Origin of the sequence: Roseospira marina, assembly GCF_014197855.1 — a bacterium.
Taxonomy (GTDB): Bacteria; Pseudomonadota; Alphaproteobacteria; order Rhodospirillales; family Rhodospirillaceae; genus Rhodospira; species Rhodospira marina.
Window position 1 is genome coordinate 94,651 of the sequence record NZ_JACIGJ010000011.1, and the last position, 13,638, is coordinate 108,288.

The following is a 13,638-nucleotide window of genomic DNA, read 5'->3' on the forward strand; positions in this document are numbered from 1 at the left end:
CACGGGCAAGAGCACTATCCAGGGAATTCGGCCAGGCCGAACCGTGAGTCGGGCCGCGACCGACTCTCCCTCCTCAGACGGACGAGCGGACCGATCACGACCAAGGTCGTGAACAGCAGTCCGATCTCGAGGTGATACACGACCCCGTACCCGATGCTCGGTCCGGTCAGCACCTCCCCCAGGAGGCCCTGTTCGGACAGCGACGAGACGACATCGCGCACGGCGCCGCCAGCGGCAATGGCAACGCCTGTCGCGGTGGCCTGCACGGCACCCCAGGCCCCCAACGCCAGACCGCCATGGTCCGAGTCAGCCAATTCCATGGCGGCGGTCAGGGTCCCCACGACAAACAGTCCTGCCCCCAGACCGATCAGGGTCGCGCCGATCCGGAACAGGAGCGGAGACCCCAGGGGCGAGGAAAAGATCACGCACGGAAAGGCGACCAGCCCGACCAGCAGGCCGATCGCCGCCATGCGGCACGGATCCAGCCCGCGCGACAGCCACCGCGCGGACAGGGCAAAGCCGACCAGGTTGCCCCCGGCCAGCAACGCGGTCAGCAGTGTCGTCTGCGACACCGACAGACCGAGAACTTCACCGCCGTACGGTTCCAGCAGGACGTCCTGCATGGTGAACGCGGCGGTCCCCAGGCCAACCGCGACCAGCAGGCGGCTGTACTGCCCCCCGCCGGCAAACGCGCGCCAGGAATCCTTGAACGACGGCCGCTCGCGACCGGGATCGGTCAGGCGCTTGTTGCGCGCCTCCTGCTTCCACAGCGCGATGATGTTCAGAACCATGGTCAGCACGGCGGCGCCCTGAATGACCCGGATCAGACGGCCGTTGCTGAAATCATCCAGCAGCCAGCCGAACATCAGCGCGCTGACGCCCATGCCGACCAGCAGCATCACATACAGCAGCGCGACCACGCGCGGCCGCGTCTCGTCCGGCGCCAGATCGTTGGCCAGCGCCAGCCCCGCCGTCTGCGTCGTATGCAGGCCGGCCCCCACCAGCAGGAACGCCAGCGCCGCACCGATCTGCCCGGCCATAAAGGCATCGCCGTTCCCCTTGGCCAGCAGGACCAGGGCGAACGGCATGAACGACAAGCCCATAAACTGCATCAGCGAGCCGAACCAGATGTACGGCACGCGGCGCCAGCCCAGGACGGAGCGGTGGTTGTCGGACCGATACCCGATCAGCACGCGCAACGGCGCGAACAGCACCGGCAGCGAGATCATGACGGCAACCACCCAGGCCGGCACGCCCATCTCGACGATCATCACGCGGTTCAGGGTTCCGGTCAGCAGCACCATGGCCATGCCGACCGAGATCTGGAACAGCGAAAGGCGCAGCAGGCGCCTCAGTGGGAGTTCGGCCGTGGCCGCGTCCGCGAACGGAAGGTACTTCGGTGCGATGCGCATAAACACCTGCGCAAAGGTCACCGGTTGCGGCGGGGCCTCGGGCCCGTCGCTCGACCCCATGCCGTCCGGACCGGCCTTATGAGGATCAGGAGCGCTCATCGTTTGGTCAGTTCCAAAGCCTGCGAAATATAGAACCCGTTGGTCACGCGCTCCGTACGGCCGGCCCCCCACCCCTGCGGGCCGAGCGCCACGTTGACGCGCTTGGTGAACCTGCGCTTGCCGTGCGGCACAATGGCCGGGGACCGATCGCTGCGCGGAAACATCTTGCCGACCGCGTGCATGGTCGCGAGCATCGGCGTGCGCGGCGCATAGGTCATGACGATCGACGACGTGGTCCGCGCCGCCAGCCCCTCCAGCACCGCGATGGCGTCCGGCATCTCGTAGTGGATCAGCGAGTCCATCGAGACGACGTGATCGAACGTGCCCAGCGCCGGGTCGAGCATGTCCCCGGAGCGGAACTCGACCGAGCCCGGCCCCAGGTCGGTCGGCAGGCGCTCCCGCGCCAGATCGACGAGGGTGGGCGACAGATCGATGGCCGTGACATGGGCGCCGCGTCGGGCCGCCTCGACCGCCAGCGCGCCGGTGCCGCAGCCGGCATCCAGCACGCGCCGCCCCGTCAAATCGGCCGGCAGCCAGGACAGCAGAATGGCACGCATGCTGTCGCGACCCGCGCGCACGGTGGCCCGGATGCGCCCGACTGGGGCATCCGAGGTGAGGCGCTTCCAGGCCTCCACGGCGGTCCGATCAAAGTAGGTTTCGATCTCGCCGCGCCGTTCCTGATACGACCCCATGGCCATCAATCGAACCCCAACAGATCGAAGATGTCGCGATCCTTCAGCGGGTGGGCGTCCAGCGCCTCCGTCCCCGCGTACAGGCGCGCGGCAAGTTGCAGGTACTCGTTCTGGACCTTCTCCACCTCCGGCGTCGGGTCCATTTCGAACAGGGTGCATTTCTTCAGGCGGCTGCGGCGCAGATCGTCCAGCAGCGGAATGTGCGCCAGCGACTGCATGCCGGTGGCGGCGTTGAACTTATCCACCTGGTCGGTGTCGACGCTGCGGTTGACGATGCAGCCGCCGACCCGCACGCCGTAGTTCTTCGTCTTCGCCTGGATGGCCGCGATGATGCGGTTCATGGCGAAGATGGAATCGAAGTCGTTGGCGGTCACCACCACGGCCCGTTCCGCGTGCTGCAGCGGCGCGGCGAACCCGCCGCAGACCACATCGCCCAACACGTCGAACAGCACCACGTCGGTGTCTTCCAGCAGGTGGTGCTCCTTCAGCAGCTTGACGGTCTGGCCGACCACGTAACCACCGCAGCCGGTGCCGGCCGGCGGTCCGCCCGCCTCGACGCAGAGCACGCCGCCATAGCCCTCGGTCACGTAGTCCTCGGGCCGCAGCTCCTCGGTGTGGAAGTTCACCTCTTCCAGGACGTCGATGACCGTCGGCTGAAGCGTCTTGGTCAGGGTGAAGGTCGAGTCATGCTTCGGATCGCAGCCGATCTGCAGCACGCGCTTGCCCAGCTTCGCGAACGCGACCGACAGGTTCGACGACGTCGTGCTTTTGCCGATGCCGCCCTTGCCGTAGATCGCAAACACCTTCGCCCCGTCGATATGAAGCGACGGGTCCATGTGAACCTGTGTGCTGCCTTCACCGTCCAGGCGACCAGGGCTACCGCCCCCGGGGTTCAACGTATCAAGCACCGACTCACTCCCTTTCGTACCCCCTTGAGGACACCGCGCGGTCCGGCGCCACGGGCCCCGAACCCCATTTCGACCATGGTCAGGCGGCGACGCCCTCCGACACACCTTCCAGACGGTCCTCCAGCTCCTCACCCGCGTTGCGCAGGGTCTCAAGCACGGACTCGTCGGGGCTCCAGTAGTTGCGCTCGTGGGCCTCCAGCAGGCGGTTCGCCACCCGCGCGGAGGCCATCGGGTTCAGCTCGGCCAGACGCTTGCGCATCTCCTCATCGAGCATGAAGGTCTCGGTGAGCTGGTCGTACACCCAGGGCGCCACCTGCCCGGTGGTCGCCGACCAGCCGAGCGTGTTGGTGATGGCAGCCTCAATCTGGCGCACGCCTTCGTAGCCATGCTCCAGCATACCCTCATACCACTTCGGGTTCAGCATGCGGGTGCGGGTCTCCAGCGCGACCTGCTCGGCAAGCGTGCGAACCTTGCCTTCGCCCATCGTCTGATCGCCGATGTAGACCGGCACCGGGGCGCCATCGCCCCTGGCCCGGGTCACCGCCCGACTGATGCCGCCCAGCGTATCGAAGTAGTGGTCCACGGTGGTGACGCCGAGTTCCATCGACTCGAGGTTCTGATAGGCCAGATCGACACCCGACAGGATTTCGCCCAACTGCTCCGCCCGCTGGGTCGGGCTGCCGGAGCGGCCGTAGGCGAAGCACTTGCGCCGGGTGTAGGTCTCGGCGAGTTCGTCCTCCTCGGTCCAGCCGCCGGAGTCCACCAACATGTTGACGTTGGAGCCATAGGCACCGTCGGCGTTGGAGAACACCCGCAGCGCCGCCGTCTCCAGATCGCAGCCGTGCGCCGCCATATAGGCGACCGCGTGCTTGCGAATGAAGTTCATCTCGACCGGCTCGTCCTCGGCGGACGCGGCCAGGAACGCGGCCTCGGCCAGCAGGCGGGTCTGCAACGGCAGCAGGTCCCGGAAGATGCCCGACAGCGTCATGATGACGTCGACGCGCGGCCGACCCAGCTCCGGCAGCGGGATCAGCTCCGCCCCGCACAGGCGGCCGTAGCCGTCGAAGCGTGGGCGGGCACCCATCAGCGCCAGGGCCTGGCCGATCGGCCCGCCCTCGGTCTTCAGGTTGTCGGTGCCCCACAGCACGATGGCGATGGTCTCGGGCAGCGCGTTGCCCTCGGCCACATGACGGTCGAGCACCAGCTTGGCCTGCATCGCACCGTCCTTGACCGCGAAGGCCGACGGCAGCCGGAACGGGTCGAACCCGTGCAGGTTCCGTCCGGTGGGCAGCACGGCCGGCGTGCGCAGCAGGTCACCGCCCGGGGCCGGTCGGACGAAGCCGCCGTCCAGGGCGTGCAGCAGGCTGGGGATTTCCGCGTCCGTCGTCAGCAGGCCGTCGATCCGGGCCAGTTCCTCGAACAGGGCGATATCGAGGCCGACCTTGGCGGCCGCGTCCTCGTCCACCAGACCGGCGGCGTAGCGCGCCCGGGTCAGGGCCTCCTTGGCGTTGCCCGTCTCCACCAACCGCTCGACCGCCACCCGCTCCAACGCGACGTCGCGGGTCGCCTCGGCCAGCGCCAGAAGCAGGTCGACCCGCTCCTCGACTGATGGCGTCCGCCCGATGACGTGCAGGCCGTGCGGGATCAGGGTTTCCTCCAGCTCCTGCAACGCCACGCGCAGGCTGTCCATGCGGGCGTCGAGCGCCGCGTCGTCCTGGGTCTCCGACCACGCCGGCTCTTCGTCCGCAAGGTCGAGTTCCGCCGCCTGGGTCTGAATCAGCGGCATCAGCCGGGCGCGCTCGGCCGCATCATCCGGCGCCAGCGCGCGCCAGCGTTCGACCGACCCCTTCAGTTCGCCCAGGCCCTTGTACAGGCCGGCCTGCGAGATCGGCGGCGTCATGTAGCTGATGAGCGTGGCCGAGGACCGCCGCTTGGCGATCGCGCCCTCGGACGGGTTGTTGCCCGCGTACAGATAGAAGTTCGGCAGATCGCCGATCAGGCGCTCCGGCCAGCACTTGCCGGACAGGCCGGTCTGCTTGCCGGGCATGAACTCCAGCGCACCATGGGTGCCGAAGTGAATGACCGCGTGCGCGCCAAAGGTCGCGCTGATCCAGCGGTAGAACGCGGCGAAGGCGTGCGTGGGCGTGAAGCCCTTTTCAAACAGCAGCCGCATCGGGTCGCCCTCGTACCCGAAGGCGGGCTGGACCGCCACGACCACGTTGCCGAGTTGCACGCCGAGCACATGGATGCTCTGGCCGTCGCTCTGCTGACGGCCCGGAGCCGGGCCCCACTGCGCCTCGATCTCGCTCAGCCAACGCTGGCCCTTGACGTGATCGTCGACGGACATGCGAGTCAACACGTTGGCCTGGGCGCCGTACTGCGCGGCGTTGCCGTGGATCAGGCGGTCGCGCAGATCGTCCACGCTCTCGGGGACCTCCACATGGTACCCGGCGGCCGCCATGGCCTTGAGCGTGTTGAACAACGATTCGAAGACGGCCAGATAGGCCGCCGTGCCCACCGCGCCGGAGTTCGGCGGGAAGTTGAACAGCACGATGGCCACCCGGCGTTCGGCGCGCTCGGCGCGACGCAACGCGACGGTGCGCGCCACGCGGGCGGCCAGCGCCTCGACCCGTTCCATCTCCGGGAACATGTCGCGGGCGGCCTCGCCCTCGGCATCGTCGGTGCGGCCGCCGAACAGCATCGGCGCGGTGGCGCCGTCCAGCTCCGGAATCGCGACCATCATGGTGGACTCGACCGGCAGCAGGCCCCGGTCCGACGTGCGCCACTGGTCGAGCGACTGGAACTCCACCGCATGGGCGTTCATGTAAGGCAGGTCGAGCTTCGCCAGCAGGTCCTCGGCGGCGCGCGCGTCGTTATACGCCGGGCCGCCGACGAGGGAGAAGCCGGTCAGCGACAGCATGGTGTCGATGATCGGGCGCTCGCCCTTCACGAAGAACGTGTCGATCGCCGGCCGCGCGTCCAAACCGCTGGAGAACGCCGGAATGACCCGCAGGCCACGGGCCTCGAGCGCGCCGATCACGGCGTCGTAATGCGCGGTGTTGCCGGCCAGGATGTAGGAGCGCATGACCAGCAGGCCGACGGTGCCTTTGACGGCCCCGTCCGGCATCGGCAGGTGCGCGGGGTTGTCGCCGATCCGCTCCGGCATGCGCGGGTGGTACAGCCCGACCTCGGGGTATTCCGCCGGCGCCTCGGGCTTGGTCTGCCCGCGCAGCGCCTTGCGCTCGCCGTCGGCGTAGCGGTCCACCAGGAAGCGGACCATGTTGGCCACGTTCTCCTCGGAGCCCGCCAGCCAATACTGAAGCGTCACGAAATAGGCGCGCAGGTCCTGGGCCTTGCCCGGGATGAAGCGCAGGATCTGCGGAATCCGCCGCAGCATGGCCATCTGGCCGGCGCCGGAATCGGACGCCTTGTCGTCCTTCTTCTTCAGGCTACCGCGCAGCTTCTTCAACAGCGCCATGGCGCCGCCCTGCTTGGCGTCCATGCGGAATGGGCCGAGCTTGGTCAGCTTCACGACCTCGCCGCCGCACATGGCGCCGATCATGGCGTCACAGTGTTCGCGCCGCGCCTTCAGCGCCGGCAGGACCGCCTGGATGTGGTCCTCCATGAACAGCATGGTGACGATGATGATGTCGCCGCGTTCGATGTCGTGCAAACACCGCCCCAGGGCGTCCATGTCCTCGCCCCATTCGGAGGCGGCGTGCAGGGACAGGTGCAGCCCCGGCAGATCCTTGCGCAATGTGCGCGCCGCTCGCTCCGTCGCGCCAGACAGGTGACCGTCCAGAGTGACGATCACGACCCGGATGGGGGCGTCCTCAGCGGCTGAAATGTGCTTTGGCATCGTACAAGGTCTCGACGGTGATCGTGGGGACACCCCGTTCGGTGGCGTACCGCTCCGTATTGCGGCGGGCCTTACCCCGAACGAAGAACGGAATTTTGTGCAGTTCGCGCTCGGCGTCGGCGGACCAGACAGGCGCGTCCACGACGCCCACGCCGGAGTCGGCGGCGGTGGGGATGGAGGCGGACTCGGTCGAGGATGAATCGGCCACGGACTCGGTGGATGGAGAGTCGGAGGCAGGTGATGCGCCCGACGCGGACGGTCGGGCGGCGGAGGCGGACGCCAGGTGGGAGGGCCCGGCGTCACCGTGGAACTCGAAATCCTCCCGGAACATGCCCAGAAGGTGCTCTTCCAAGCCCATCATCAGCGGATGGACCCAGGTGTCGAACAGCACGTTGGCCCCTTCCACCCCCATCTGCGGGGCGTGACGGGCCGGAAAGTCCTGCACATGCACGGGCGCCGAGATGACGGCGCAGGGCACGCCCAGACGCTTGGCGACATGGCGCTCCATCTGGGTGCCGAGCACCAGGTCGGGGCGCAGGTCGGCGATGGCGCTTTCGACCTCCAGGTAGTCGTCGGAGATCACCGGCTCCACGCCGTAGGCCTTGGCGGCGGCGCGGATGTCGCGCGCGAACTCCCGCACGTAGGTGCCGAGCCCGACCACCTCGAAACCCATTTCCTCGGTCGCCACCCGCGCGGCGGCGAGGGCGTGGGTGGCGTCCCCGAACACGAAGACGCGCTTACCGGTAAGGTAGGTGCTGTCGACCGAGCGGGAATACCACGGCAAGCGGGGCGTCAAAGACGCCAGAGTCGGCTCCGGATCGAGGCCCGCCAGTTCGGCCACCTCGCGCACGAAGTCCCGCGTGGCGCCGACGCCGATCGGCACCGCGTGGGTGCGCGGCTGGCGGAACGTCTTCTCCAGCCAGCGGGCGGCGGTATCCGCGACTTCGGGGTACAGCACGACATTAAAGTCGGCCTCGCCCAGGCGGGCCAAATCGGCCGGTCGCGCGCCCATCGGCGCCACGACGTTGATCTGGACGCCCAGGCTCTCCAGCAGCCTGCGGACCTCATACACATCATCGCGATGCCGAAAGCCCAGCGCCACCGGCCCGAGGATGTTGCACGACGGGGCCTGCCCCTCCGGACGCGCCGGACGGTCCGCACCGGCGGCCGGCGCCATCGGTCCGGCCATGGCGCGCGTCAGGTGGTAGAACGTCTCCGACGCGCCCCAGGTCTCCTTGCGCTGATACGACGGCAGATCGAGCGGCACGACCGGGATCGGCAGCCCGAGCGTTTTTGCCAAGCCACCGGGATCGTCCTGCAGCAGCTCCGCGGTACAGGAGGAGCCGACCAGCAGCGCCTCCGGCCGGAACCGCTCGTAAGCGGCGATGGCCGAGGACTTGAACAGATCGGCGGTGTCCCGCCCGAGATCGCGGGCCTGGAACGTCGTGTAGCTGACCGCCGGCCGGGCCGGGCGGCGTTCGATCATGGTGAACAGCAGATCGGCATACGTATCGCCCTGCGGCGCGTGCAGAACGTAATGCACGCCCTCCATCGCGGTGGCGACGCGAATGGCCCCCACATGGGGCGGCCCTTCGTATGTCCAGACGGACAGACGCATAATCTCAGACCTTCAGCAGCCCGGCGCGCCGGAGCGGCCGGGCGAAAAGCTCGGCCAGATCACCGGCCTGCTCGTATCCCTGAATGGGCGTAAAGACAAGCTCGATCGCCCACTTGGTCGTGAGCCCTTCGGCCTCCAGCGGATTCGCAAGTCCCAAGCCGCACACCGTCAGATCGGGCCGTTCGGCACGGCAGCGGTCCAGTTGGGCGTCCACGTCCTGCCCCTCCACCAGCCGGGTCTCCGGCGGCAACAGCGCGAGTTCCGGCCCCATCAGGCCGCGGTGCAGATAGGGCGTGGCGACCTCGACCGGCACCATGCCCAACTCGCGCGACAACACGCGGGCCAGCACCGGCTCAAGCTGTGAATCGGGAAACAGGAACAGGCGGCGACCGTCCAGTTCCCCGCGGAACCGGGCCAGGGCCGCGCAGGCGCGGGCACGGGGCGCTTCCGTCACGGAGTCGAACCGGTCTGCCGGTACACCGAACGCATCCGCCGCCGCCTTGAGCCAGAGGGTCGTGCCCTCTTCCCCCAACGGAAACGGCGCAGACAGCCGTCGGGCACCGCGCGCTTCCAGCAGGCGCGCGGTATCGCCGAGAAACGGCTGCGCCAGAAGCATCACGGTTCCGGGGCCGACCGGCGGCAGATCGCCGGCCTTGCGCGGCGGCAGGAAGTGCACGCGCGTCACGCCCAACGCCGCGAACAGACGGCCAAGCTGGTCTTCCACGACGTCGGCCAGCGCCCCCACGACCAGCAGGTCGGTCGCGGAGTCGGCGCCCCCCTCGGCGGCCCCCTCTTGGAGCGGAAGCGTCGGCATGTCGGGCACCAACGCGGCCAGCGCGGCGTCCTCGCCCTGGGTGAAGGTGGTGTCGAGCCCGCTGCCCGAATAGCTCAAAACCCGGGTCCGGCCGGCGTGAACGCGCGACAGCCGCTCGGCGGCACGCGACAGGTCCAGCTTGATGACCTCGGACGGACAGGAGCCGACCAGGAACAGCAGCTTGATGTCCGGGCGGCGCTCCAGCAAGCGCGCCACCTCTCGGTCCAACTCGTCGTTGGCGTCGGCAAGCCCGGCCAGATCGCGTTCCTCCAGGATCGCGGTGGCGAACCGGGGCTCGGCAAAGATCATAACGCCGGCGGCCGACTGCATCAGGTGGGCGCAGGTGCGCGACCCGACGATCAGAAAGAAGGCGTCCTGGATTTTACGGTGAAGCCAGATGATGCCGGTGAGGCCACAGAACACCTCACGTTGACCTTGCTCCCGAACCACTGGGATATCCGCCGGGACGGCGCCGTCCGACTCGGGAGCCGGACAGGCAAGGCTGGCATGCGCGGCGGATGACGTCATTTCACGGCGCCCGCCACGCTGGCGCCATGCGCGGGCGCGGCGTCGGCGGCGTTTTGCTGAAGCCGCGCGGCGCGCAACTTCAGCACGAACTGTCCGGCGTTGATGACATAGGTGGCGTAGGCCGACAGGGCCAGCACCATCAACGCCGTCGGATTCAGAAGGTCCAGGAACAGCGACACCAGGTAGGCGGTGTGGAGCGCCAGCACGAGCATGCTGAACACATCTTCCCAGTAGAACGCCGGCGCAAACAAATAGCGGCCGAACACATCCTTTTCCCAGATCGCGCCAGTAACCATGATAATGTACAGCACGATCGTCTTGGCCACGATCGACCCGGTCGCCCAGGCGTAGCCATCGCCGCTGGCCAGATAGTCGAGAACCAGATACAGGCTCAACAGGAACACGGCAAACTGAACGGGCGCCAAAATCCCCTGCACCAGGGTCCAGGGCGATTCGTCGCGGCGACGGCGCTCTTCATCGGTGTAGAGCGCCTTTGCCGTGCGCGGCGTGTCGATATGAAAGCTCTCGCTGTTGGGCACCGTCAGGCCGGCGTGGGCCGACCAGGGGCAGCGATCCACAGCTGCGATCAAACGGTCGATGTTGAACGTGAACATGGTTGTCTCAACCCTCCTGCTGAGAGCCTCCGACGCGGATGCGCGGTCAATGGACGAACCGCGTCCAGCAGACCCGCGTCCAGCACTGCTGCGCCGTCAGACGTGTTCTTTTTATTCGGGGAACGGGATCGTCACGAAATCCCTAGGGCCACGGATCCGGCTCTCCCGGCCGACGCGCCCCCCCCTGACTCCTCTCGTTCCATCCTCGGTGACTCTATGGGGACGGGCCGAACGTGTCAACTAAACAAGACGTCAATTCCTATTGACAAACACCGGCACCTGGGCTGAGGTGGAGTAGCGTTCGATGTCGTGCCGGTTGCACGCGCGCGCATTTCTTGGTCAATTGATCCGTTAGATGCCAGGAGAACAACGCCACCCCCCGTATGCACGAAAGTGAGCACAGCGATCGCGGGCTCGGACATGAGCCTGGGAGGGATCGTGGTGACGGTGGGATTAAGATAGGCGGCTTGGCCAACAACACGGGGACCGGACCAAGAGAGGGGTGCGTCGTCATGACCGGAATAGGGCGCCGAAGCATACGCATGGGGTTTTGGACCGCGGATCTACCCGTCGATCTGGAGCCCCGGGGATTGACCCGGCCTTGGCCGCGGCATCAGGCAGAGGAGTTTTGGGCTCCGCGCGGCGTCGACCGAACAGGCGATGACCGAAACGCGGAGGCGCGTCGCGGTTGGGGACCGCGCGCGGCCGGGAGTCCGGACCACGACACCGCCGATACCGGAGCGCCACGTTGGTCGTTACAAGCTCGGGAGGGTAGCGCCTTGGCGAGCGTCATCGAAGGGGATGTCATTCCCCGACTGGTTTTGGCGCACCGCCATGGCCCGTCGGCCGGGCAGGCCATTGTTCGCGGGGTCCTGGATCACCTGGGGCGCAGCGTAGGGCCGAACGCCGACGGGACGCCGGTGGATGCGTTCTCGCGCTGTATCGTGAGCGGCGACCCGGACCGGGCGTTGCTCGTGGTGCGCGATCTGGAAGCGCGTGGGGTGTCCTTCGAAGCCCTGTGCGATGGCTTGCTGGAACCGACGGCCGCCCTGCTGGAGGCCTTCTGGGTCAGCGATGCCTATGATTTTTCGGACCTGACCGTCGCGCTCGGGCGTTTGCAATGGATCTTGCACGAGTTGGAACGGGACGTCGGGCCGGATGAGGAACTGCATGGCGTCGGGCACCGCATGGTGCTGGCGACGGTGCCGGAGGAACGCCACCCGTTCGGGGTGTCGCTGGCTTCGGCGATGTTTCATCGCGCCGGCTGGGACGTGACGGACGCGCTGGTTCCCGAGTCCCGGGCCACGCTGCTGTCCCTGGTCGCCGAAGATGCCTATCCCGTCATCGCTTTATGGGTCGGGCGGCCATGCCACCTGACCGGTCTACCGGCGCTGATCGATCAATTGAGGCGGGCGTCGATGAACCCGTGCTCGCGGATTCTCGTGGTCGGGCCGCCCTGCGGCGGTCCGGCGGAAAGCCTCGCCCATTTGGGTGCAGACGCTGTGGCTGAAACCGCTCTGGAGGCGGTCGAACGGGCGGAGGAACTGCTCGTCGGCGTCCTGGAGCAAGACTGAGCATGCGGGTCCGATCGGGGCTCCCGCATGGGCGAGGGGATTTGTGCACCAGTTCAGCGCGCCAAGAACCTCCTTGGGAGACCTCGACGCCGATTTGGCGGCCAAGGTCATTACGGCATCGGCCGATGTCTCGCTGATCCTGGACGAATCCGGCATTGTTCGGGATGTCGCGTTCGGAAAGCCCGACTTTCTGGCGGGCGGCGCGGGGGCTTGGCTGGGCCGCCCCTGGGCCGAAACGGTCAGCGAGGACAGCCGACCCAAGGTGACCGCTCTGCTCAACGACGCCCTGGCCGACATCCCGACGGCGTGGCGCCAGATCACCTATCCCGCCGGCGAAGGAGCCGATATCCCGGTTCTGTACACCGCCATCCGGCTCGCGGCGCCCGGGCGCTCCGGAACGGGAGTCGGGACCGGTGATCAATCTGGCGGCACGCGGGTCGTGGCGATCGGGCGCGACCTGCGCTCCGTCGCGACCATGCAGCAGCGGCTGCTGATCGCCCAGCAGACCGTCGAGCGCGACTACAACCGTCTACGCCACTTGGAAACCCGCTACCGGCTGCTGTTCAAGCTGTCGTCGGAGGCGGTGCTGTTCGTCGATTCGGCCTCGCGACGCATCATTGAGGCGAATCCCACCGCCCACGAGGTGTTCGGTGACACCGGCCGGAGTCTCGTCGGCCGGGTGTTCCCGCACGGCATCGAGGCCGAGGACGCCGACGCCATCGAAACCCTCCTCGCCAGCGTCCGCGCCATTGGACGCGGCGAGGACGTGATCGTGCGGCTGGGGCCCGCCAAACGCGAGGTCATGGTTTCGGCGGCGCTGTTCCGGTTCGAGCGCACCGTACAGTTTCTTGTGCGGCTGGCGCCCCGGGTCGTGGGCACCGACGGCACCCTGGTCACCAACGCCCGCGCCCGCGTGCTGGACGTTGTGGACAGCGCGCCTGACGGCATCGTGGTCACCGACCTGGACGGGGTCATCCTGTCGGCCAACACCGCCTTTCTGGACTATGCGCAGGTCGCCACCGAGGCGCAGGTGCGGGGCCGCCCACTCGGCCGCTTTATTGGGCGCCAGGGCGTTGACATGCCCCCGCTGATCGCCAACCTGCGGGAGCTGGAGACGGTGCGGCAGTTCTCCACCGTGGTGCACGGCGACGTCGGCGCCAGCACACCGGTGGAAATCTCGGCGGTCGCCGTCCCGCACGCCGACCGGCCATGCCTGGGCTTCATTGTGCGCGCCGCCTCGCAGCGTGACGGTGTCGGGGAAAGCGGAGTCGCCGCCGTAACCGTGCCGCGCTCGGTGGAGCAGCTTACCGAACTGGTCGGCCGCGTCTCTTTGAAGGAGATCATTCGCGAGACCAACGACATGATCGAGAAGCTGTGCATCCAGGCGGCCCTGGAGCTGACCGGCGACAACCGCGCCTCCGCCGCCGAGATGCTTGGTCTCAGCCGCCAAAGTCTGTACGTGAAGCTGCGGCGCTACAACCTTGGCGACCTCTCTCCTCACGACTCAACGTGAGAGCAGT

9 protein-coding genes are annotated in these 13,638 nt (G+C 67.8%); 2 read left to right on the forward strand and 7 right to left on the reverse strand.

Going from position 1 to position 13,638, the window contains the following annotated elements; translation table 11 throughout:
* Positions 1–14: 14 nt before the first annotated feature.
* From GGD82_RS14405 to bchF, 7 genes are all read right to left on the reverse strand, one after another.
* Positions 15–1,511 (reverse strand): BCD family MFS transporter, encoded by a 1,497-nt coding sequence (locus GGD82_RS14405; protein WP_311731959.1) that lies wholly within the window; start codon positions 1,509–1,511, stop codon positions 15–17.
* Positions 1,508–2,203 (reverse strand): magnesium protoporphyrin IX methyltransferase, encoded by a 696-nt coding sequence (gene bchM, locus GGD82_RS14410; protein WP_446430592.1) that lies wholly within the window; start codon positions 2,201–2,203, stop codon positions 1,508–1,510. The genes GGD82_RS14405 and bchM overlap by 4 nt, the downstream gene beginning before the upstream one ends.
* Before the next feature lie 5 nt (positions 2,204–2,208).
* Positions 2,209–3,039, reverse strand: coding sequence for a ferredoxin:protochlorophyllide reductase (ATP-dependent) iron-sulfur ATP-binding protein (bchL, locus tag GGD82_RS14415; protein WP_150062967.1), 831 nt, complete (start codon positions 3,037–3,039; stop codon positions 2,209–2,211).
* Positions 3,040–3,190: 151 nt separating this feature from the next.
* The gene (locus GGD82_RS14420; protein WP_150062885.1) at positions 3,191–6,970 is read right to left on the reverse strand and encodes a magnesium chelatase subunit H; all 3,780 of its coding nucleotides are present in this window, start codon (positions 6,968–6,970) and stop codon (positions 3,191–3,193) included.
* Positions 6,945–8,588 (reverse strand): ferredoxin:protochlorophyllide reductase (ATP-dependent) subunit B, encoded by a 1,644-nt coding sequence (gene bchB, locus GGD82_RS14425; RefSeq protein WP_150062884.1) that lies wholly within the window; start codon positions 8,586–8,588, stop codon positions 6,945–6,947. The genes GGD82_RS14420 and bchB overlap by 26 nt, the downstream gene beginning before the upstream one ends.
* A 4-nt stretch (positions 8,589–8,592) precedes the next feature.
* The gene (locus GGD82_RS14430) at positions 8,593–9,852 is read right to left on the reverse strand and encodes a ferredoxin:protochlorophyllide reductase (ATP-dependent) subunit N (RefSeq protein WP_446430593.1); all 1,260 of its coding nucleotides are present in this window, start codon (positions 9,850–9,852) and stop codon (positions 8,593–8,595) included.
* A 74-nt stretch (positions 9,853–9,926) separates the two neighbouring features.
* Positions 9,927–10,544: a 2-vinyl bacteriochlorophyllide hydratase gene (gene bchF / locus GGD82_RS14435; RefSeq protein ID WP_150062882.1), complete on the reverse strand. Its 618-nt coding sequence runs from the start codon at positions 10,542–10,544 to the stop codon at positions 9,927–9,929.
* A gap of 779 nt (positions 10,545–11,323) precedes the next feature.
* On the opposite strand from bchF, the gene GGD82_RS14440 reads away from it, so the two are divergent.
* Complete coding sequence (locus GGD82_RS14440; protein ID WP_170284330.1) at positions 11,324–12,118, forward strand: cobalamin B12-binding domain-containing protein; 795 nt, start codon at positions 11,324–11,326, stop codon at positions 12,116–12,118.
* 73 nt (positions 12,119–12,191) lie between these two features.
* On the forward strand, positions 12,192–13,631 hold the full coding sequence (ppsR, locus tag GGD82_RS14445; protein WP_221240799.1) for a transcriptional regulator PpsR: 1,440 nt from the start codon (positions 12,192–12,194) through the stop codon (positions 13,629–13,631).
* The last annotated feature ends 7 nt before the right edge of the window (positions 13,632–13,638 follow it).

Coding starts and splice junctions, on each gene's coding strand:
- GGD82_RS14405 (WP_311731959.1), bottom strand. CDS start 1,511: ATGAGCGCTCCTGATCCTCATAAGGCCGGTCCGGACGGCATGGGGTCG.
- bchM (WP_446430592.1), bottom strand. CDS start 2,203: ATGGGGTCGTATCAGGAACGGCGCGGCGAGATCGAAACCTACTTTGAT.
- bchL (WP_150062967.1), bottom strand. CDS start 3,039: ATGGACCCGTCGCTTCATATCGACGGGGCGAAGGTGTTTGCGATCTAC.
- GGD82_RS14420 (WP_150062885.1), bottom strand. CDS start 6,970: ATGCCAAAGCACATTTCAGCCGCTGAGGACGCCCCCATCCGGGTCGTG.
- bchB (WP_150062884.1), bottom strand. CDS start 8,588: ATGCGTCTGTCCGTCTGGACATACGAAGGGCCGCCCCATGTGGGGGCC.
- bchF (WP_150062882.1), bottom strand. CDS start 10,544: ATGTTCACGTTCAACATCGACCGTTTGATCGCAGCTGTGGATCGCTGC.